This window comes from Arenibacter flavimaris (genome assembly GCF_030291335.1).
GTDB lineage: Bacteria > Bacteroidota > Bacteroidia > Flavobacteriales > Flavobacteriaceae > Arenibacter.
The window spans coordinates 1-23560 of the sequence record NZ_JASWIM010000022.1 but is presented as its reverse complement, the minus strand read 5'-3'; the positions used below and the strand labels follow the sequence as shown (position 1 = coordinate 23560).

General features: G+C 38.9%; 14 protein-coding genes and 1 pseudogene. 8 read left to right on the top strand and 7 right to left on the bottom strand.

Annotated features, from left to right (window positions below):
- Window positions 1–176: 176 nt before the first annotated feature.
- Both QSE00_RS16020 and QSE00_RS16015 read left to right on the top strand, forming a co-directional pair.
- Window positions 177–1193: a pectinesterase family protein gene (locus tag QSE00_RS16020; protein ID WP_110354877.1), complete on the top strand. Its 1017-nt coding sequence runs from the start codon at window positions 177–179 to the stop codon at window positions 1191–1193.
- A gap of 11 nt (window positions 1194–1204) precedes the next feature.
- A complete protein-coding gene (locus QSE00_RS16015; RefSeq protein WP_286106725.1) occupies window positions 1205–1954 on the top strand; it encodes a rhamnogalacturonan acetylesterase in 750 nt (249 codons plus the stop codon).
- Window positions 1955–1976: 22 nt separating this feature from the next.
- Here the strand turns inward: QSE00_RS16015 and QSE00_RS16010 are convergent, their stop codons facing one another.
- From QSE00_RS16010 to QSE00_RS16000, 3 genes are read right to left on the bottom strand one after another with little or no spacing between them, the layout of a single operon-like run.
- Window positions 1977–3797, bottom strand: coding sequence for a prolyl oligopeptidase family serine peptidase (locus QSE00_RS16010; protein ID WP_286106724.1), 1821 nt, complete (start codon window positions 3795–3797; stop codon window positions 1977–1979).
- Window positions 3794–4918 carry a glycoside hydrolase family 88/105 protein gene (locus QSE00_RS16005; protein ID WP_286106723.1) on the bottom strand — a complete coding sequence of 375 codons (1125 nt, stop codon included), beginning with the start codon at window positions 4916–4918 and terminating at the stop codon, window positions 3794–3796. Before QSE00_RS16005 ends, QSE00_RS16010 begins: the two co-directional genes overlap by 4 nt.
- Window positions 4919–4928: 10 nt before the next feature.
- Window positions 4929–7664, bottom strand: coding sequence for a glycosyl hydrolase (locus tag QSE00_RS16000; RefSeq protein ID WP_286106721.1), 2736 nt, complete (start codon window positions 7662–7664; stop codon window positions 4929–4931).
- Between the two features lie 629 nt (window positions 7665–8293).
- Between QSE00_RS16000 and QSE00_RS15995 the strand changes: the two genes are divergently transcribed.
- The 6 genes from QSE00_RS15995 to rhaM all read left to right on the top strand — a co-directional run bounded on the left by QSE00_RS15995 (window position 8294) and on the right by rhaM (window position 19450).
- Window positions 8294–10693 (top strand): glycoside hydrolase family 31 protein, encoded by a 2400-nt coding sequence (locus QSE00_RS15995; RefSeq protein ID WP_286106720.1) that lies wholly within the window; start codon window positions 8294–8296, stop codon window positions 10691–10693.
- A 408-nt stretch (window positions 10694–11101) separates the two neighbouring features.
- Window positions 11102–14215, top strand: a complete 3114-nt coding sequence (locus QSE00_RS15990) for a SusC/RagA family TonB-linked outer membrane protein (RefSeq protein WP_286106719.1) — start codon at window positions 11102–11104, stop codon at window positions 14213–14215.
- A 39-nt stretch (window positions 14216–14254) separates the two neighbouring features.
- Window positions 14255–16195 (top strand): RagB/SusD family nutrient uptake outer membrane protein, encoded by a 1941-nt coding sequence (locus QSE00_RS15985; RefSeq protein WP_286106718.1) that lies wholly within the window; start codon window positions 14255–14257, stop codon window positions 16193–16195.
- 268 nt (window positions 16196–16463) lie between these two features.
- Window positions 16464–17747 (top strand): DUF4861 domain-containing protein, encoded by a 1284-nt coding sequence (locus QSE00_RS15980; protein ID WP_286106717.1) that lies wholly within the window; start codon window positions 16464–16466, stop codon window positions 17745–17747.
- Between the two features lie 18 nt (window positions 17748–17765).
- Window positions 17766–19133, top strand: coding sequence for a glycoside hydrolase family 88/105 protein (locus QSE00_RS15975; RefSeq protein WP_286106716.1), 1368 nt, complete (start codon window positions 17766–17768; stop codon window positions 19131–19133).
- 2 nt (window positions 19134–19135) lie between these two features.
- Window positions 19136–19450, top strand: a complete 315-nt coding sequence (gene rhaM, locus QSE00_RS15970) for an L-rhamnose mutarotase (RefSeq protein ID WP_286106715.1) — start codon at window positions 19136–19138, stop codon at window positions 19448–19450.
- Window positions 19451–19658: 208 nt separating this feature from the next.
- Here rhaM and QSE00_RS15965 read toward each other — a convergent pair whose 3' ends face one another.
- From QSE00_RS15965 to QSE00_RS25370, 4 genes and pseudogenes are all read right to left on the bottom strand, one after another.
- Entirely contained in the window at window positions 19659–20906 is a 1248-nt protein-coding gene (locus tag QSE00_RS15965; protein WP_286106714.1) for a glycoside hydrolase family 88/105 protein, read from the bottom strand.
- Window positions 20907–20909: 3 nt separating this feature from the next.
- Complete coding sequence (locus tag QSE00_RS15960) at window positions 20910–21923, bottom strand: DUF4861 family protein (protein WP_286106713.1); 1014 nt, start codon at window positions 21921–21923, stop codon at window positions 20910–20912.
- A gap of 27 nt (window positions 21924–21950) precedes the next feature.
- Complete coding sequence (locus tag QSE00_RS15955) at window positions 21951–23381, bottom strand: glycoside hydrolase family 28 protein (protein WP_286106712.1); 1431 nt, start codon at window positions 23379–23381, stop codon at window positions 21951–21953.
- 84 nt (window positions 23382–23465) lie between these two features.
- Window positions 23466–23560, bottom strand: a pseudogene (locus QSE00_RS25370) (IS982 family transposase); the annotation flags it as partial.

The window sequence follows — 23560 nt, the reverse complement described above, 5'->3', positions numbered from 1 at the left end:
ATATGGACCAAATATTCCATATACTTTACCATAACCATCCTAAAAAACCCCATCATTAAATACGACCTTGACAAGATATAATATTTTATCTATATTCGTGTAATCGATTACATTAAAGATTTGAAAAATGTGATCCCTTGGTTTCAGATACCGTGGACCGGACCATAAGAGTCATTATGAATAATTCGTTTATCCTTACTTTATTACTTCTGACATTCTTTGCAGACCTATCCGTTTTAGCTCAAAACAACCCTGTAGGCACTTCAGCATCCCTTAAAGGATATAACATTAGCGTGGCCAAAGATGGTAGTGGAGATTATACTTCCATTCAAGAGGCCATTAATTCTGCCAAAGCCTATCCAGACCAAAGAGTCTTGATCCATATAAAGAATGGCGTTTACTATGAGAAGGTAAACGTATATTCCTGGAATCCCAAAATATCATTAATAGGTCAGGACCGGGAAAATACCATTATTACCTACGATGATTATTTTGACAAGATTAATTTGGGCAGGAACAGCACTTTTCATACCCCTACCCTTCTTGTTGAGGGCAACGATTTCTACGCCAGCAACCTAACCATTCAAAATACGGCAGGAGCAGTAGGACAAGCAGTAGCCCTTGCTGTGAATGCGAACAGAGCCCGTGTGGAAAACTGTAAGATAATAGGAAATCAAGATACACTTTATACTTCTGGCGAGGGATTTAAACAGTTTTACAAAAATTGTTTTATAGAAGGAACAACGGATTTTATTTTTGGCAACGCTACTGTAGTTTTTGAAAAATGTACCATACATAGTAAATCCAATTCCTTTATTACCGCTGCATCCACCCCAAGAGGAATGGACTTCGGATATGTGTTCATAGACTGTAGGCTAACCGCAGATCCACAGACCGACCAAGTGTATTTGGGAAGACCATGGAGAACCCATGCCAAAACAGTTTTCATTAATTGCTACATGGGTCAACATATTCTCCCCATAGGATGGGACAATTGGTCCAACACAGAGGCTGAAAAACAATCTTTTTATGGCGAGTACGGTTGTTTTGGACCGGGATACAAACCCTCCCAAAGGGTTTCATGGAGCCGCCAATTAACAAAATCACAGGCAAAAGAATACACCACAAAAAATATACTGGGTGAAAAGGTCCAAGATAAACCGTTGGAGTGGTATTTAAATTTTAAATCCTAAAACACGTGAATATGAAAAATATATTTCAATGGATCCTATTTGTTTTTTCAGTTGTGGTCAGTGCCCAGAAGCATGAAACAACGGATCACTCCCAAGAGAAAACATGCCTTTACCTAATCGGTGATTCTACCATGGCCAACAAACCCGATCCAACAAATAATCCGGAACGTGGGTGGGGACAAATGCTTCCCGAATTATTGGGAGAATCTGTGCATGTACACAACCACGCTGTTAACGGCAGGAGCAGTCGTAGCTTTATAGCTGAGGGACGCTGGCAAAAAGTATTGGATTCGGTGAAACCCAAAGACTATATTTTTATTCAATTTGGGCATAATGACCAAAAGCACCAAGATTCATCGCGATATACCAACCCTTATACCCAATACCGTTATAACCTTGAACGTTTTGTAAAAGAAGCTAGGAGTAAAGAGGCATTTCCCATTCTTTTTAGCTCTATAACAAGACGAAATTTTAACGAAAATGGGGTGTTGATAGACACTCATGGTGCCTACCCCTTAGTTACACGAATGGTGGCCAAGGATTTAAAAGTGCCATTTATTGACTTACAATTATTGACAGAACAAATGGAAATATCATATGGTGTTGAAGGGTCCAAAAAACTCCATCTTCATTTTGCCCCAGGAGAAAATCCCCACAGGCCAAATGGCATTGTGGACAATACCCACCTATCGGTAATTGGAGCAACCTTGGTTGCCCAGTTAGCCCTTGACGAATTGGAAAAGCAACATATAAAATTCTAAATGCATATATAGTAGAATGGAACTACTCCCCTAACTTCTTCTGAATTACTTTAAACTCATCTAAGGAAATTCTAAAAACACTTCCATGTCTTGATCCCTTAGGAAAATCAATTTTGTCCGATACATCGTTCCAATTTTTTAAATCTTTGGAACGTACCGCACCGTACATTCCATCCATGTACTTATCAAAATATACCATCCATTGGCCATCCACTTGAATGGCCGTTGGACCCTCGGCCCAATAGTCCCCGGTAATGGGCTCACTGGCTTTGGAATAAGGTCCTGTTAAATTATCACTATAGGCTATTTTAATATTTTTTTCAGCCGGTTCCTTCGTTTCATCTTTTAAGAACATTACATATTTATTGTCGTGTTTTAAAATATGCGCATCAATTACATTAAAACCAGGTTCATACAATAATTGTGTTTTACCAAAGGATTTAAAATCCTGGGTAGTGGTGTAATACATTCTATGATTATACCCATTTTCCTCTTTGGATTGGGTTTCCGGATAATGCCCACTAATGGTGGACGCCCAATAAATCATATACACCTTCGTATCTTCATCATAGGTTATCTCTGGAGCCCAGGTATTTCGGGTTCCTTTTTCGTGTTTCATTACCGGAATAAATTTCTGTTTGGACCAATTGATCAAGTCTTTGGAAGAAGCATATCCAATTCCTTTATCGGTCCAACTTACTGTCCAGACCATATGATAATTGCCGTCTCCACCTTTAATAATACATGGATCCCTCATTAAGGAATCTTTCCCAACTTCTGGAGTCAAGAATGAGGTGTCATTTTTTAGAGCTCTCCACTTATAACCGTCATTACTGTAAGCCAAGTGTAAACCATCCTCTCCGTTTCCCTTAAAATATGAAAATAAAAGCACCGATTCATCCAATATAAAATCATTGGCACTCAACCAGATTTTGAGGGACTCGGGCCAATAAGTACTGGTACCTTCCCTGCCCAATCCGAAACCATGCCCCCCTTTTTCATAAATATGTAATTCGGCAGGTACATTATTCTCTTTTAGCCTTAGCAAGTAATTAATACTATTTTCAACGGGAACAGCCTTATCATCCACAGCATGGATCAGAAAAGTAGGAGGGGTGTTGGCATCTATTTGCTTTTCATTGGAGAATTTATCAACTAAGTCAGCTCTGACCTTCTCTCCCAGCAAATTTCTTTTGGAACCATGGTGGGTAACCCCATCTTCCATGGAAATAACCGGATAGATCAAAATGGAAAAATCCGGTCGGGCACTAAGGGGTCCAGAATCATACACTTTTTCATTGTAATGGGTGGAAAGCGTGGAGGCAAGATGACCGCCTGCCGAAAAGCCCATAATCCCAATTTTATTCGGATTTATCTTCCACTGAACCGCATTACGCCTTACCAATCTTATAGCTTCCTGTGCATCTTGTAAAGGTCCTACGGATTTGTCGTTCATAATCAAATCATTGGGCAGTCTGTATTTTAAAACGAAGGCTGAAACTCCAATACTATTGAACCATTTGGCAACCTTATACCCCTCCTTATTGATAGCTAAATGCGAATATCCCCCTCCGGGACAAATAACTACGGCAGCACCATTGGATTTGTTGCCCTCTGCCAAATAAACGGTCAAGCTAGGGTTGGTCACCTTACTTACCCCTCTAATTTCATTGGCTTCATCATAAGTCAATACCTCGTTATATTCCTTATTCAGTAACGAATTTGGCACTCCATTAGGCCAAACTGGTAGCACTTCCTGGGCATATATACTTACTTCCCCTGCCAAAGAAAAAAATGCAATTATTACATAAAAACATAATTTTACTCCTCTTTTCCGAATCATAATTTCATTTTATATATTTCACTTCCCGCCAACAAAAAACAGCCCAGTCCATAGTCCTCAAAATCGGGGACCTTGTCATAGGATAGGGGCTGACCGTCTTTTGGCTCTTTTCCGGTAGACTGCAAATATCCCAAAAATCCGTTCGTATGCAAGCCTTCTTCGGTCATAGCTTTCCAACCTTTTTCTATTATGGGAAGATAGGTTTCCTTATCCAAAATTCCGCTGTTAACGCCATAAGCCATCCCATAGATAAAAAGTGCGGTTCCAGAAAACTCTTTTCCCCCAAAATGTTTAGGGTCGTGCAAACTTACGTTCCAAAATCCGTCTTTTCTCTGAATGGGGACCAAGGCTTCCGCCATAGATTTCAAGTCCTTAATATACTGATCCCTATGGGGGGCATCCTTGGGGATTATACTTAAAACCTTAGCAAGTGCTGCAATTACCCATCCGTTACCGCGGCTCCAGTAGCAATCCTCACCATTGGGTTCTTTATATGGCGGATCAAAATCGGCATCCCGCCACCACAGGCCATCTATAGGGTTAAAAAGGCCCTTATCGCCATGTTTGTCCCTTGTAAACATATACATCCCATACATTTTTTCATAATAGCGATGGTCCTTCTCCAAAACACCCAATTTTGCAAACACCGGCATTCCCATCTGTATAGCATCTATCCAGGACCAATCGTCCATTTGTGGAGTGTTCAACAACATATTGATACATGCCTTGGTGTTCTTCAATTTCTTGGGGTCTGGCTCCAAATTGTACAAATCTATATAGGTTTGGGCAGCACAATAATCATCGGCGTTGCGATTGGCGTTGCCATTTCTAAAGCCCCATCCGTGAAACTCTGCCCAATCATAGGCGTAATCATAATACGCTTCTTTGGGATAAATATCATGTAATGCCATAAGTCCTTCATAATATACCCCGCGGGTCCAAATATTGCTAGGGCGCTCCTTGTTGGTAATGATCGTTTTCCCAACATCGGGCCATTTGTTCATAAAGTATTCATTGGCCAGTTGCATATGCTCCATTACTTTGGCCTTATCGGTAATTTGGGCAAATATTGATTGTATTGATATGGCCGTAATGCATAAAAACAAAAGTTGCTGTTTCATATTTTAATTTTTAATTCAATTCTAATGGAGTTAAGGTAACAGGCCCTAAAATGCCGGAGGGCATGGGATCCCATAATGTTGCATCAAACTTTTTATAGTCTTTGTCCACCATGTTTATTTCGTGGAAAATTTTCCATTCCTCCCCTCTTAGTTCTTTTGCCCTGATCCTGTTTGCGGACAGGTTTGTAACCTCGAGGGTTATTTTGTTATTCCCTTTTTTTAAGGGTCCAATTTTAATTTCAAAAGGGTTGGACCATAATGTTCCCACAAAGACATCGTTTACCCACACTTTTGCACTTTCCCTTACATCTCCCAATCTTAACAACCAGGCCTCCGTTTTAGTATCTGAATTTTGAAATTCCAGTTCATACTTGGCTGTACCCGAAAATTCCTCAGCTGTTTTGCTCAATTTTGTCCAAGATTTCAATTTTGAAATAGTAGCATTTTCAGGTAAACTTGGCCCGCCCCTTAAAAAAGATATTTTCCAATCCCCTTTGATCTCGTACGATTCACCTGTAGTTTCAAAATATTCCCAGTCCTTATTGATTGAATATTCACCCGTTATTATAAAGAGGGTCCCTCCTGGTTTAATCTGGACTTTAACCAGAGTATTATTACCTTCATTTTCAATTTTGGCCTTCCCAGTTATATCGGTATTGGGGTCAAATATATTCACCTCCCTGTAACTGCCATTTATTGGAATGTATTGGTCAACCGTTTTTGAAGTATGATTTACCAGATAATAAATTTTATTGCCCTTATGATCCCTTCTAATAAATTTTAAACCGGTTTCAACCAACTGCTCGGGCTCAACTTGGGCCATTTCCAAATCTGAAAATATATTTTTTGAAGAATTAATAAGCGATTTATTATCCAATAACAATTGCTGCATTTCACTCTGCTGCAATTTATAGTCCTTAAACCCTGGAATAGTTTCTGGAAGATTTTGAAAGATAATATTGGCTCCCTGTTTTTTAAGCGCTATCAATTTTTTTAAAGTGCCCAATGGCATATACTTGCTGGTAGGAACGATCAAACTTTTATAACTTCCTCCGGGCAATTTTATTTCACCATTTTCAATAGTCGCCTTTTCTATAAAATTATCCGAAACAAAGTCTACGCCGTACCCTTTTTGCATAAGACTTCTAGTAGTTTCATAAAACGGCTGATTGTGAAGCCATTCCTCCAAGGAATGTATTTTAAATTGAAAAAAGAATGCACCTTCCAAATAGCTGTTCCATACATCGTATACCGGCCAATAAAGTAAGGTTTCGTTATCCGGTTTGCCAGCTTGTAAAAAAGATTGACAGTTAGCGATATAGGAAAATAATTGTGCTTCGTCCTCTCCCAAAGAAAGATTGGGGTTGAAGTTTACCGAGGCATAAAATTTCCACCCTGGCCATGGGGCTCGATCTGGGGAATAGGTGGTACCATGTAAAAAGACATGATTCACCCCGTTTAAAAATAAATCTTCAACTTCAGGTTTACATTGGGAAAGGGCCGTTTTAAAATGATCCCGCAACCAAGTAAAAGTCTCTGAGGAGGTTAACGGCTTTCCCGTAATATGAGCCGCGGAAGATGAAAATTTTAGCATGACCGGATCAGTATCACCTTCCCGAATATCTTCCCTTTCCCTGCGCAACCCAGGAATATCATAAGGCATAGAACCAAAAGTCTCACACTCGGGAATATCCGCAGAGGCATATAGATCGATCAAATTTCCTGGTGAACCATGTGCTTGAAGTCGTGACTTAAAACCTTTGCCATGGGCCCAATCCGTCCAAGGATTATCAAAATCCAGCAATAATAGATCGGACAAGGTTTCCCTATAATCACTTTTAACCCTATTGCCTTCCTCATTATTATCCTCACTTAATAATAATGGCAGAAACGGTTTAAGATCATAAGCACGATACTTTTCAAATGCCTTAAAAAAATCAGCTGTGAAATCGGTTCCATAAACCTCATAGCTATCATTAAAAACGGAGCGAATTCTACCTTCAAACCCAGATAATACTTCATTAAAAGGTTTTACATAAGCCTTTAGTGCGTTGGCGGAATAATGATCAAGGGTAAAACCACTGCCACCTGGGGCGGCCCGCTTTACTTTTTGTCCGGTTTTACCAACAAATACCGCATAAATGGTGAAATCTTCCTTTTTTGCCCTCCAATTTATCCAGTCCCCGCTAAGTTGTGGTGTTAAGTCTATATATGCGCCCTTATTTCCATAGGCCAACAAATATTGTAAATGGGCAGGTTGTTTTTCTTTGTCATCCTTCACAAGGATATGCTGCGAAAATTTCTCCCCCTTCCTTACCTGATAAGTTTGTGTAATTAATTTTGTGGCTGCAAATTCCTGAGTTACCTGTGGACCACCATAGGGCCATCCAGTTCCCAGTGTTAAGTCTACCTGCATTCCCAAACTATCCGCTGTCTTAATAGTGTAGTCCAGCATTTGCATCCATTTGGGGGACAAGTAATCCAAAAAATTATTTTCTTCCCCTTTTACCCCATAAATAGGTGCAATTTCCACGCCTCCAATCCCCACCTTGTGCAAGTTGATTAAATTCTGTTTTAAATTAAAAGTATCCACAGCACTACCCATCCACCACCAACGGGTCCATGGTTGGGCCGTATTGGTTTTCTCGGGAGAAAAACCGTTGTTATCCTGCGCACTAACAAAGTGCATAGGGATATAAAATAGTAGTAGCACCAATCCAATTTTTTTTGCCAATACATTATTCATTGGAGTATTATTTTTTAATTCCCACTTTAAACCTTAGGTAATACCATTATTTGACGCAAGCGTATTATAAGTCAAAATTCAACATCATAATCGATTACCTAAAAATGGAAATGGACAAACTGAATTGAATTCAAACACTAAAAATAATAACTATATAAAGATATGGTATCCTGTGGCATCCTGTTTTCAACTAAAAAGTAAATAGAAAAGTGACTTTTTACGGAGTTGCGAGGAACCATTTTGGCCTAGGGTTTGGTAATAAACTTAGAAAAAGTATACCATATCTAAACTTACCTACCCGGACTGTCCAAAAAAATACTCAAAATCCAACCAAAATTAAAGTCCCGCGATCGAAGAATATTAAAGCAACTATCGAATGCCTAATTTTTTACCTATTGTGATATAAAGTGAAATATTCTATAACTATCTATTAACAATGTGTTTATGAATAATATTTTACCGAATTACACTGGTTAAACGCCAAGAAATCGATTCTAAAAAAACAAATGCAGGAAAGCACAGGATACAATATCATTTGAAAACATATAACTTTTCACTATAATTCTATTACAATGAAATATAAAACAATCATTTTCCCATGTTTCCTTTTTTGGTACCTAAACAGTGTAATGGCTCAAAATACACTTGGCAACTTCCAAAAAGTACTTTCCACAAATGGGAACGAACTAAGGCTGTCTACCAATAATGCGACCGTAGCAATCGAATTTTGTACCCCCCAAATTGTTAGGTTTAGAACAAGTTGGAACAAACAATTTGAAGCCAATGAACCTTGGATGGTTAATAAATATGATTGGGGCCCGGTTCCCTATCAATTAATTGAAACGAAAAATAACATTGAGATTTCAACTCACATTTTACAATTACAAATTCAAAAGCAACCTTTTGCCATTCAAATTTTGGATAAGCAAGGGAACTTACTGTCTTCGGAAGCAAATTTAAATTCCAGTGCTCAATCCGGCGCTTTTAGCAATAATGAAACTATTGGCTCTGTAAAAAAATTGATGCCCGATGAGCATTTTTTTGGCTTTGGAGAACGAATGGACTTTTTGGACAGAAGGGGCAAAAAGGTAAGCTTGAATGTGGGCAGGGGAGTTGGATTGCCACATATTGTTGGTGCATATAATGTATTGGAGGCCAACTATAGCCCAATACCCTTCTTTATGAGTACCAAAGGGTATGGAATCTTTTTTCATAATGCCCACCCCACAACCTGGGATATGGGTTTAAGCAATTCGGACACCTATACATTTGAAGCCGAGGGCGGTGAGCTGGATTACTATTTTATATACGGCCCCACTTTTAACACAATTTTGGACGGTTATACCTCCATAACTGGGAAATCCCCTTTATTGCCAAAATTTGCATTGGGTCTACAAGTGGGCACCTATAGTGGCGGAACATGGGGACACGAATCAGAAACATCAACGGAATACGTCGTTGATCTTGTCAAAAAGTTTAGGGAATTGGAAATTCCCCTAGATGTCCTTCATTTAGATTCTACATGGAGAATATTTGGTGAAAACGGAGGAAAGGGAGCTACCACTTTTGAATGGCGCGAAACTTTTGACAAGCCTGAAAAAATGTTTTCCGATCTCTATGATTTAAACCTCAATATGGTAGGCGTTCATTTAAGACCAAGGTTTGACAATGGAAAAACATTGCGTCTGTTGGATGTGGCCCGGGAGAAGGGCTTAGTATATCCCGAACAAGACAATCCTGGAGAATTCGTAAATTTTTTCAATCAAAAAGCCGTTGATTGGTGGTGGGAGAATGGAGTAAAACGTATAGCGGAACAAGGGGCCAGATTTCTAAAAACGGATGAAGGTAGTGCTTTTGGACATCAGGCAAACGAAAGTGACAAAACTGGACCCCTGGGGGAAGAAATTAAATCACTTCATAATTTATTTCCATTGGCATATGCCAAGGCTCCTTACGAGAAGTTTCAAGAGTTCAATAAGATTCGAGGAATGAACCATACGCGTGAAGGCTATGCTGGTATTCAGCGTTATCCTTTTATTTTTGCCGGAGATTGGCCCAGTGAATGGCAATATTTTGAACCCGTTATAAAGGCCGGATTAAACATTGGTCTTTCAGGAGTTGGCAATTGGGCACACTGTATGGGGGGATTTGAACATGTTGCAGACCCAGAACTATACATTCGTTGGTGCCAATTTGGACTCTTAAGTCCCATTGCCCATTTGTTTGGAATGGAACATCCGAACTACAAAGAACCATGGAATTATGGAGAGGAGGCCCTCCGGATATTTAAGCAATATGACGAGTTAAGATATAGTCTTATTCCCTATTTGTACAGTACAGCTTATGAAATGTACACATCAGGAAAACCAATCATGAGGGCATTGGTTCTCGATTATCAAAATGATAAAAATGTATATGAAATTACAGATCAATATATGCTGGGTAAAAACCTTATGGTATGCCCTATTACCACAAAAGGAGCTAAGACCAGAGTAGTATATCTTCCAGAAGGTAAATGGATCAATTATTGGACTAACGAGCCTTATGATGGCAAACAATATATAAGTGTTCTTTGTCCATTAGATCAAATACCCATTTTCATTAAGTCTGGTGCCATAATCCCTAGCCAACAAGTAGTTAACTATATTGGAGAAAAGAAAATAGACACTATTCATCTTGATATTTATCCTTTGAATAGTAGTAATTTCCTTCTGTATGATGATGACGGGAAAAGTTTAGAATATTTGAAAGGAAAGTATGCAGAAACCCTAATTGAGGTAGAGGACAGTAACTTAAGGACAGAAATAAAAGTGAACGCTCCAAAAGGATTATATAATATGGAAGGTCGCTCATTTTCCTTTAAAGTGCACTTACAGGACCCACCAAAAGAAGTATACTTTAATAATAAGAAAGTAGGTCCAGAGGATAGTAATACCGAGGGAAAACCCATTCTAATCCATAAAAAAAATGTTCTTTTATTCACCATATCGCCTAAAAACAAAGAGTATTCTGTTGTTCTAAAAAAGTAGTTAACGTTACCCTAGTTTCTCTACAATAAAAACCCTGCAAGGCCTAAAATTTAAGACCAATGGCAGGATTAAATATTTCACGAACCAATAATCTTAGTTAGCAAAAAATTCAACAATTATATTGCCAATTAATTGATAGTAAAACTGTTAAATTGATAGATAAGCGCCAAAATTTAAACATTGAACAGGATAGTACAGGATAGTACAGGATAGTTATATAAAATGAAAAAATTAATATTGACAAACCATGCAATCGATTACAAATAACAATTGCATAAAATACAGATTAAATCATCAAATTTATACAATCGATTGCATTACTAAAATATACAGTATATGACTCAATAAAAATATTCTTCACCAAATGACTCAATCAATTACACAATTCAAAACTTAAACTCAACAAATATGAAAAACAGAAAAATTAAAATGAACAAAACACTAAAGGTGCTACTTAGCTCATGCCTTTTCATGTTATCCATTGGAATTTATGCCCAAGAGAAGGAGGTAACAGGGTTTATATCCATGGCAAATGGAGAGCCCCTACCTGGAGTTAACGTTATTGAAAAAGGCACGACCAATGGGGTTGTGGCCGATTTTGATGGTAATTACTCAATTTCCGTTTCCCAAGGAAGTACCCTAGTATTTCGTTCTATCGGATTAAAACCCCAAGAATTGATTATTGGATTGGCCAATGTCTATAATATTATTATGGAAGAGGACAATACGCAATTGGAGGAAGTGGTAGTTGTGGGTTACGGAACCCAAAGGAAATCGGATGTTACTGGTTCCCTAGTCAGTGTAAGCGCAGAAGATATTACTTCTAGACCTGTAAATAACGCGATTGAGGCAATGCAAGGCAAGGCAGCTGGGGTCGACATTAGTACCAACGAAAGACCCGGACAGGTCGGTAGCATAACCATTCGTGGTGTTCGATCACTGTCCGCTTCAAACTCACCGCTTTATGTATTAGATGGTATCCCATTAATTTCTGGAGGCATCGAAAATGTTAATCCTTCCGATATAGAATCAATAGATATTCTTAAAGATGCCTCTGCTACAGCAATTTACGGTTCTCGTGGTGCTAACGGAGTAGTTATTGTAACGACAAAAAAAGGTAAAACAGGTAGATTTACCTTAAATTATAGTACTTCTGTAACTGCACAAAATATTCGAGAATTTGCCCCACTATTTAATGCCGGAGAATATGTAGAATACCGTCGATGGGCAAAACATTATGAAAACTCGGTAACATATCCTAGAGGAGATCAACCCACCATAGCAAATGATAATGCAATCTTTACAGGTGATGTTACTGCTTTTGACAATATTTTACAAGGATGGGAGAGCGGTACTTGGGACGGATCAAAATTAACAAGTACCGATTGGACAGATTTTGTGACCAAGACAGGGTATACTACCCTGCATACCTTAAGTGCAAGTGGAGGTACCGAAAAAATGAAAGCTTACGGCTCTTTTGGTTATACCAGTAATACAGGAACTGTACTCGGGCAAAGCTATAAACGTTATAACGGAAATGTTAGTGTTGATATCAAACCAGTCGATTGGTTTTCCTTCGGAGGCACTTTAAATACATCTTTTAGCACCCAAGAATACGGGCAATCTACAGCTGGCAACAATGGAGTATCCGTACAAGGAGGCTTATATGAAAGTGCTAGATCTATATTTCAATATACATTACCTTATGATAGCGATGGAAATAGAATCGACTTTCCTGGGGGAGATATTGCCGTAAAGACAATTATTGATGAGCATGAATATTCTCAAGACCAACGGGTGACCTTACGAGCCTTTGGTAGTTTTTTCGCACAATTGGATTTTGGCGCTTTTTCCGATGCTTTGGATGGGCTAAAATTTAGAACCAACTTTGGTCCGGATATAGAAACTTATCGCAGAGGAATTTATGTTGACGGAAAGTCGGTAGTTAGATCGGGTTCGAGTTATGCATCGTTAGAAAAAAGACAACGATTATCATATACCCTGGACAACTTATTATTATATAATAGAACATTCGGTATGCATAATGTAGGGGCTACTTTATTACAAAGTCAAACACAATTTAACGAAGAATGGAATTCGATTTCAGCAGACAATATTCCCTTTTCTAGTCAAAAATGGAATGCCTTAACTTCAGATAATGTGTCATTATCTGGATGGAATGGGGATATTATCGACAGACAAATATTATCTTATATGGCGCGTATAAATTATGGTTTTGATGACAAGTATTTAATTACGGTATCAGGCCGATATGATGGCGCTTCGCAATTGGCAGAAGGCAATAAATGGGCGTTTTTTCCTAGTGCAGCTTTGGGATGGCGATTAGATAAGGAAAACTTTTTAACAAATGTCAATTGGATAGACCAATTAAAGTTACGCGTAGGGGTAGGAGTAACTGGTAACTCTGCAATTAATGCCTATTCTACTAAAAATGCATTATCCCCATTGTTTTACCCCATTGGTTCTACGTCTGTATCCGGAGTACAAAATGCTTTGACAGAGGTTAATGATAACGATTATACCTTGTTGGCAAATGAGGAGTTAGGTTGGGAAAAAACCACCCAATACAATTACGGACTTGATTTTTCTTTATTTACAGGGAGAATTTCTGGAAGTTTAGATTATTATACTGCACATACGACCGATTTATTATTGCTTAAAGCAATCCCTACTGTTACAGCTTATAATGCAACCTTTGCCAATATTGGGGAAACAAAAACCAAGGGAATGGATTTAACTTTGAATACTGTTAATGTTCAAACCGATGCTTTTCAATGGGATACAAACTTTAATGGATCCTGGCAATATAATGAGATTGTAGAGCTAGCCAATGGAAAAGAAGATGATATCAACAATGAGTGGTTTATTGGAGAATCCCAAAATATTATTTACGGGTATGAATCAAATGGTATTTGGCAAGAATCAGATGCAGCAGAAATTGCATTGTTCAATGCCAATGGACATACCTTTTCGCCCGGAAACGCACGTCCTGTAGATCAAAATGGCGATTATGTTATTGATGCAAATAATGATCGCGTTGTTATAGGAAATGAAATTCCTAAATTTATTGTGGGCTTAACCAATACCTTTACGTATAAAGGAATAGAACTTTCTTTATTCCTATACGGCCGATTGAAATATACTTATAACACTGGAGGTGAAGGTCTTGTAGGAAGATATAATTCTCGAAAAGTAGATTATTATACTGAGATTGATAAAAATTCCGAATATCAAAAGCCCATATATTCCGCAGGGAATGGTGATCCATATTTCCAAACCTTGGGGTATAAGGATGGGTCCTTTATGAAAATCAGAAATATATCATTAGGATATAATATCCCGGATAAAATAACCAATAATATTGGGCTTAGTAAGTTAAATTTCTACGTACAGGCAATCAACCCGGGCATGGTTTTCTCCAATGTAGATTGGATTGATTTAGATGTAAGAACATCAACTTCCAATAGAGGTTTTGCAATTGGAATGAATGTAGAATTCTAATCAATGAAAAATTCAAATAATCATAAAAGAACAATAATCATGAAAAATTATAAAAACCTTTTTACCAACTTATTTACGGGCATCCTGCTAGTATGTATTGTTAGTTCTTGTAATGAAGATTTTCTTGACGAAGAACTAACTACCAAAAGAAATTCTGAGTATTTCACTACAGAAGAGGGGATACGATCATTAGCTATAGGAGCATATTATAAAGTTTTAGCTTCCCCATTTCCTTCGGAACAACAATTTGCGACTACAAATTATGGTACCGATGAATTTCATGTTGGAGGTGACGATACCAATAGCCCTTGGAACAATTACGATAGTAGATTTAATTCCATTGTAAATACGACAAGAACACAAGCAGAGGAACCATGGGATAATTTTTACCTAGGGATTGGTCTAACCAATCAATTAATAGAAGCTGCAACAAACATTGAATCTACCAACCCTGACATAAAGAAGATTGCATTAGGGGAGGGTTATTTCCTCCGTGCATACAACTATTTGAAATTAGTAAGACAATATGGGGGTGTCCCTTTAAAACTAACCGTAAGTACAACCGTTGAATTGGAATTTACACGTGCAACCGCGGAGGAAGTACTTACCCAGGTCATCGACGACTTTACGCAAGCCTATAATTTATTGGATAATGCCGGTGCGCCTGCAAAAATTACCAAAGATGCCGCAGCCCATTATTTGGCAAAAGCTTACTTAACGCGAACAAGTGAAATAAATGATGATTGGAATGCTTCAACTAAAGAAGCTGATCTTGCCCAGGTTGTAAAGCTTTCGGATGAGGTAATCGCAAATCACCCTTTAGCGGTTAATTACCAAGAACTTTGGGATTATACGGAGCCCGATGGTGCCAATGAATTTATTCCTGAATTAATTTTATCGGCACAATTTAGTCGTGATCAAGCTTTAGCAACTTCTAATTTTAGCACGGTCCCTTTTACAGCTCGTTATGATGACCTGTCCATGATGAAACGTGACCTAACGGGGATGCGTCCCTATAGCCGTTTAGCGGCAACCTACTTCACATACGATGTTTTTGATCATGTCAACGATTCTCGTTTTTGGAAAACGTTTAGAACCAAGCACCGCGTAAACAGAGGCGGCAATTTTGATGGTATCGATTATATTCCAGGTGTTGATTTGGGCATTATGTATGTCATTAATTCCCCTGATGACGATCGCTTCGATTTCACAAAAAACAATAATAATCCCAATATCCTTTATAATGGTAAAACCATCCCCCATGTTTATGCGGCCTATGCTGCTGATGGGATTGGATTGTTGAAGGACCCAAGATTTCCTTCATTGACAAAGCATTTTGATGCTGCAAGAACCTCAATAAATGATAATAGGGGACTACGTGATGAAATTCTGGCACGTTCCGCAGAAACTTATCTTATGGCAGCAGAAGCAAAAATTCGTCAAAATGCATTTGGCGCTGCCTTGTCGTACATTAATACCATTCGTAATCGCGCTTCCTACAAGGGTGGAGAAGACCGTTCCTATTACACTGATGGTGCGGCTGCTTATCCTACCTCCGATTTTTCGCAACCGTTTTCAGATAATTCATTTATGAACGAGAATTCTTATTACGAATCAAATAACATTCCGTATACTACCTCTGCAACCGATCTAACTATTAGTGGCCCCGGGAGTTTACCCGCTGAAGATGAGGCTATCATTGCCAAATTGGGCTATGGCAGCGAATATGACCGTATGCTATGTTTAGTTTTAAATGAGCGCACTAGGGAACTATGCGGAGAATGGCACCGCTGGGAAGATTTAAGTCGCACCAAAACACTAGTGGCCAGAGTTAGGGCCTATAACCCTGAAGCAGCCCCTAATATTCAAGATTTCCACAACTTAAGACCTATACCGCAAACATTCCTAGACGGCGTATATACAGAAGGTCGTACATTGACCGCTGATGAAAAGTCGGCAATGCAGAATCCAGGGTATTGATCATTAAAAATAATTGGTTGAGTTAATTTAGTTTTTTAAGAGTCCCGACCAAAAATTGGGACTCTTTTTTTTGAAGTAGCTAAAAATTGACTATAAACGGAAAAATACGGGAAACCAAAATGATTGCATTCCAACGATAATTCGTTAACTTTCAGATAAGGTGATAACCCGTTCCCAGTATTGATTATAGCCAACTATAGGTAATAAATAATAGATTGTGCCAATACTGCAGCAGAGAATCTATATTTAAATAACTAATAACAACCCTATGAAAACATGCATTTATTCGCTCTCTTTTAGTATGCTATTCGTCTTTGCTTCCTGTGAAAAGGTAAAAGAAAATGGCCAGCTAATTCAATTGATAAATACGTCAGAATTAGACTTATTGGACAAGCCCATTTCTATTGAAAAAAAATTACTGAGACTGAAAGATGGCCTTGCCAAATATCCTCTTGTAGTTTTTAATCTGGATACGCTTCCGTCACAACTAAATGATACGGATAATGATGGGCAGTGGGACGAGCTTTTTTTTGTTGCTGATTTTAACCCAAAAGAATCAAAGGCTATTAAGCTGAATTGGACATACCAAAAACCAATTTATACGGCAAGAACCAGTGTTAGGTTTGGTAAACGAAGCTCAGCGGATACCCCGGTACAGCCAACCACCAGCGAAACCATGATGGCCAAAGAACTTCCCAAAAGTCTGGGCTACCAACAATACCAGACCGATGGGCCTTCCTGGGAAAATGACAAGGTGGGGTTTAGACATTATTTGGACGGTAGAAATGCAAAAGACCTTTTCGGAAAAAAGACTTCTGGCATCTCTCCTGAGGATGTTGGTCTTAACGCAAATGGTGCCGTAGAGGACAACTATCATGTAATGGAAGACTGGGGCAGGGATATTCTTGCCGTTGGCAATTCCGTTGGCTTGGGGGGCTATGCCCTTATTACCGAGAATGAATTTATGAGATTGGGGGTAACCGTAGAAGATTCTATAAACAATGTAGAAAAAACGTCTTTTCAAATTGTTGCAGAAGGACCTGTAAAATCTATATTATCTTATACATATGACCATTGGATGCCCAATGACAGGACTTATTCGGTCAAAGAAACCACTTCTATTTGGCCAGGGATCTATGGCTATAAAAATACGGTTGCGGTATCTGGTTTAAAGGGCGATGAATATTTAGGCGTTGGCCTTGTCAACATTCATACGGATAAGGCCTTGAAAATATTGGATGATAACAGCAAATATGTAGCCTTGTATACTCATGATAAGCAGACCTATGATAAGGAATGGTGGCTGGGAATGGCACTAATTGTACCCAAGGATAAATATTTAGGGTATTTGGAAGCTCCCAAAACTGGAAATCTTTCCAACAGTTATTTAGCAAAACTTAAAATAGGCAACAACGAGCCAATAAGTTACTTTGCCATTGCTGGATGGGAGCTCAGTGACGAAAAATTTACAAACGAAACCTATTTTATGGATTATTTAAAAATGCTAACCCGTCAACTTTCTGCAGAAATAGTTATCGAAGTAAAAAATTAACTAAAAAGCCCTATAAAAATGGATCTAACTAAATACATAATCATCAAAAATTTATCATTTCTAATAGTTGCGATTTCCATTCAAACACCAATAATTGCACAGGAGCCCACCAATGATGTAACCACTCCCTTACATTTGCTGCAACCGGACTATCCTACTCCCTACGGCACCAAATCCGTAGCGCAAATCACAGCCACCTTAGATAGGGTCTATAATTTTCTGGATGCTTCAACCCCTGCAAAATTGGTGGATAGCAAATCCAATCAAGAAGTAACCAATCTAAAAAGGCTGGACGAAAATACCTTATTTGCCCCTGGTGCGTTCCGACTTACCAGTTACGAATGGGGCGTTACCTATGCTGGAATGCTTCTGGCTACTGAAGCAACTGGCAACCCAAAATATGCCAACTATACCAATGAAAGAATTAAACTCATAGCGGATATTGCCCCCTTTTACAAAGAACAGATTAAAAAAAATAAAGATTTCCCTTCTCCTATATCCACGGTCCTTAAACCCCATGCATTGGATGATGCCGGTGCGGTTTGTGCCGCGATGATAAAAGTGGAAAGAGCAGGTCTCAAAGCCGACCTAAGACCATTGATCGATAATTTTATAGATTATATAAGCAATAAGGAATTTAGGTTTTCAGACGGAACACTTGCCAGAAACAGACCTCAACCCAACACTTTATGGCTAGATGATCTTTTTATGAGTGTCCCGGCATTGGCCCAAATGGGGAAATTGACGGGAGAGATTAAATATTTTGATGACGCCGTAAAACAGCTGGCCCAATTTTCCGAAAGAATGTTCAATAAAGGGAATGGACTGTACATGCACGGCTGGGTGAAGGCTATGGAAGATCACCCACAATATCATTGGGCAAGAGCCAACGGTTGGGCTGTAATGACCATGGTTGAATTACTGGAAGTATTACCGAAGAACCATCCCGGTTATATAATGGTGTTAACACAATTACAGGATCATATCAAAGGATTGGCCAGCTATCAAAATGGAACAGGATTCTGGCACCAACTTATAGACCGCAGCGATACGTATTTGGAAACTTCTGCAACAGCAATCTACACCTATGCCATAGCAAGGGCCATCAATAGGGAGTACATAGATAAATTGGCCTATGCACCCATGGCCTTGTTAGGATGGAATGCTGTTGCCACCAAGGTAAACGCCAAAGGACAGGTTGAAGGGACTTGTGTAGGAACAGGAATGGGGTTTGATCCTGCATTTTATTATTACAGGCCCATCAATGTGTTCGCAGCACACGGTTATGGTCCAGTAATGCTTGCAGGAGCTGAAATAATCCTATTGCTGAAAAACAATGAATTTGAGATAAACGATAGTTCGCTGCAATTGAAAGTAAAAAAATAACTATGTCTAGAAATGCATTTAAGATGAAATTAAAGCCAGGTTTTGAGGCCGAATATAAAAAGCGCCATGATGAAATTTGGCCAGAACTTTCCGCTTTACTTTCAAAGAAAGGTATCTCTGAATATTCCATTTTTTTGGACGAAGAAACCCTTACCCTTTTTGCTTTTCATAAGTTGGCGGATAATTTTAATGGGGAGGTTATTCCAAATCAACCCATAGTAAAAAAGTGGTGGGCCTATATGGCCGATATTATGGAAACCAACCCCGACAATTCCCCACAATCAAGTACACTAAAAGAAGTATTCTTTATGGAGTAATTAATTTTAGAAAATCTTATTTCACCGTTTATCTAAAATGAAAATACTTCATTACTATCGGCTAGTGAATTCTCATGCCCATCACAAATTTAATACAATTTATGGTCATGAATGCCAAGTGTTAGTCACCATAAGTGAGTTGATTATTGCTTCAATTTTAAATGGAATCCGAAAATCAAATCGGGATACACATGCTTTCCCTTAAAGGCTACTTATTCAGTTCTATACTAGCCAATATAAACGGACCTGTTCCTTTTGGGTCATTGGGGCGAATAATTTCATTTACATAATATTCATAGGATCCATCCCTATATGGGTCGCCTCCCAAACCGGCCACTCCGCATACTTTATTGAGGTTTACAACACCGTTTTCCTCAATAGATATTAAATTATCCAATATTCCCGAGTATGCCTTTTCTGCAATATCCAAGTATTTTTCCGGTAAATATCCCTTATGGACACCTTTGGCAAAGGCATAGGTAAACATGGAGCTACCGGAAGCCTCCAAATAGTTGCCTTCACGATCACCCTGATCCAACACTTGGTACCAGAGGCCAGTTTTATCCTGATATTTAGTAACCGCTTCTGCAAATTGATTCAGGTAGGTAATAATTCTTTCATGGCCAGGGTGGTCCTCAGGTAAAAAATCCAAAACATCTACTATAGCCATACCGTACCAGCCCATGGCCCTGGACCAGAAATGAGGTGAGGTCCCGGTTTTCTTATCGGCCCACTTTTGTTCCCTGCTTTCATCCCATCCGTGGTACAAAAGACCTGTATTTTTATCAAGACTATGCTTTTGGATCAAATCAAATTGATGCACTATATCATCGTACACCTTGGTCACCTCAGCCTCGTCCTTTTCAAAAATTTTGGTGTATTGCGCATGAAAGGGCTCTGCCATATACAATCCGTCCAACCACATTTGATAGGGATATCGCTTCTTGTGCCAAAAACCTCCATCCGAAGTTCTTGGCTGGGAATCCATTTGGCTGCTTAAGGTCTGCATGGCCTTTAAAAACCTTTCTTCCTTGGTTTTATCATGTAGGTACAATAAAACATCACCAGACTTGATCATGTCAAGGTTCTGGTCTTCCAAAGAATATGTTTTTATGGTTCCCGTACTGTCAATTAAATCATCGGCATAAGCGTAGATATAGTCATAGTATTTTTGCTTCTTGGCTTCCTCATACACTCTTATGGCGGCAGATAGCACCAGTCCATTAGTATAGCTCCATCTAGGTTTGTCCACAAAGTCGAGCTTGGTGGCATCCGGAAAACGCTCAATTTCTGACATCAGCATTCTTTCGGACCACTTAAGGTTTTCAGGAACAATTATCGAGGTAGTAGTGTCCTCTGTTACTTGTTTGGATTCCCCTTTGGTCTCCTTACACGAAGTAACAGATAAACCAATAGTCAATACACAAATAGAAATGTAAGTTCTTAAATTTTTCATGCTTTATAAGTTTAGTGAATTAGTAGTGTTTAGCCTTTCCAATTTTTTGTCCAAATCCAAAATAAAAGATGCCTCATCTTTAATGCCATTGGGTTCTTGTTCCCATGCCCCAAGCAAATAGTAGGCGATTTTATCTGTGGTTGGTTTAAATACAACAAGATGATCATTGATTCCCTCTTTCTGTTCGGCAACTTGATCGATCCTATAAAAAATAGCCATCCCCAATTTATCGGTGTCATTCACTAATGTCTGGGCACCATATGTTGCTATATACCCCCACTTTATCCCTTCTTTTTTCTTTAGGGCAATATCCTGGAATTTCACTATCCCAGTACAAATACCTGAAATGGCTTTGGACGGGGTCAATGTTGCAAGTGTGTACCTGTCTTCCTTAAAAATGGACAATGTGGCATCCAAATCAATACTTTCATTACCCGTTTCCCAACCCTTGTAGTCAATATACACCGTAGAGTTACTCTCCGTATTTTCAATTTGTACAAAAGTATTGTCCACATTTCTAAAATGGGCCACCGTGTCATTTACCAATCTACCATAACCGCCTATACCCATGGATTTTCCGGCCTTCAAAATATCCTGTCCCCAATCTGCGGGCTCGTGATAGGAATCGAAACCATCTTGCCCTACATAGGGCAAGACCAAAGAATCTACCTTCTTGCCATAAATGTCTATGGCGTTCCTCCAGTCCAAATATAGCCTATAACCAATTTGATTGTTTTCCCATCCCGGGCCCTCGTAACGAATAAAAAAAGAATGGTCCGTGTGATTTTTAGGAACCTCCAATTCTTGTACATTTTTAAAGCCATCTCCCCCAACATACTTTCTTCCAACCCATTCCCCGCCCTCCTTAATGGAGATTTCTGCGTAAGTTTTAAGGGGTGTATGGACCGCGACCCCAACACTTTCCCCAACATCGGGTATGGTTTCGTTTTTGACCGATTTATCTTTACAGGCCATGATCCCCAATAAGGCAAGACATAGTACAGCGATTTTTTTCATAATTTATGCATTGTAGTTATTTATAGTTTAATACTCAACTCCATTTATAGTAGTATTCTTAAATATAATAGGTTGTGAATTTTCAATAGATAAAGGAGTTTTTGCTCCTTTGATATGAACATTTGTCAAGCTTACGTTTTCAACCGGGCTTTCGGCCCTACCTTTGATAAGAATGCCATATTCACCACCGTTTTCCACCTCTATATCCTCTAAATGGATATTCTTGATGGTAGGAATAAAATTCCCGTCCTGATTGCCATAGATTGCATAGTAGGTGTTAATTTTTAATACCGCCTCTTTTACCTGCCCTACCTGAATATTTTTTACAAATACATTCTCAACAAAGCCTCCCCTTAGCGTATTGGTCTTTATGCGAATTGCCCTTTCCAAGTTGGGGCTATCCATATTACAGTTTCTAACATACACATTCCTTACCCCTGCAGAAATTTCACTTCCCATAACCACACCTCCATGGCCATCCTTCATTTTACAATTCTCTACAACAATATTCTCACTTGGAATATTCACTCTTCTTCCTTCTTCGTTTCTACCGGATTTGATGGCAATACAATCATCGCCTGTGTCGAATACGCAATTAGTAATGTGCACATTTTTGGAATACTCTGGATCACAACCATCATTGTTGGGGCCATGGCTTGTTACCGTTACCCCATCAATTGTAATGTTGTTGCATTTTATGGGGTGCATAACCCAAAATGGGGCATTGGTGAATGTTACTCCCTTCACAAGTATATTTTCACAATCAAAAGGTTGAAAAAAGCTCGGCCGCAATTGGTAACCTTCCCCAAACAAACGGTCTAAAGCCGGCGTTGCTTCTTCATTCATTTTACGCAACCTAGGCAAGTTGTGATCATCTTTTTGCTCCGGTTGCCCATCAATATGCCCATATTCTTCCGCTCCGCTCCAAGGCCACCAATTTGTTTTACTTGCCTGTCCATCAAAAACTCCCTTTCCCGTAACGGCAATATTCTTTTGTTTATAGGCGTAAATCAAGGGCGAATAATTCATGAGTTCCACGCCTTCATAAGAGGTATGGACAACGGGCAGATAGGCACTGGAATCCTTTGTAAACAAAACCACAGCGCCTTCCTCCAAATGTAGGTTCACATTGCTTTTTAGGTGAATAGGCCCGGTTAAAAAACTTCCTTCCGGTACAATCACCTTACCTCCGCCTTCTTTATTACAACTCTCAATGGCCAATTTAAAGGCCTGGGTATTATCTGTACCGCCATCTGCTACGGCGCCAAAATCGACTATATTAAAATCCCTATCCGGAAATTGAGGCACTACTATATCCTTAATTATCCTATCGGCAGCGGCAAATGCATCCACAACCTCCTTTTGCTCTTTTGGTGCCTCCTTACAGGCAGTGGCAACAGAACCTAAAAACAGAATAATGAGTGATGTATTTAGAAAAAAGCGAAGGCTGACATTCATAACATTAAGATTTATGCAATCGATTGTACTAATATAATAAAGTTCTGGCTTTCAACATAATTTAACGTGAGTTCGATATAAGGACTATCCAATTCTTTGAAGGTTGTCTATATTGATGTTTGGTTTTGTTGGGTAAAAGGCATATGCAATGAGTCCGGAAACCATATTTGTGATGAAGT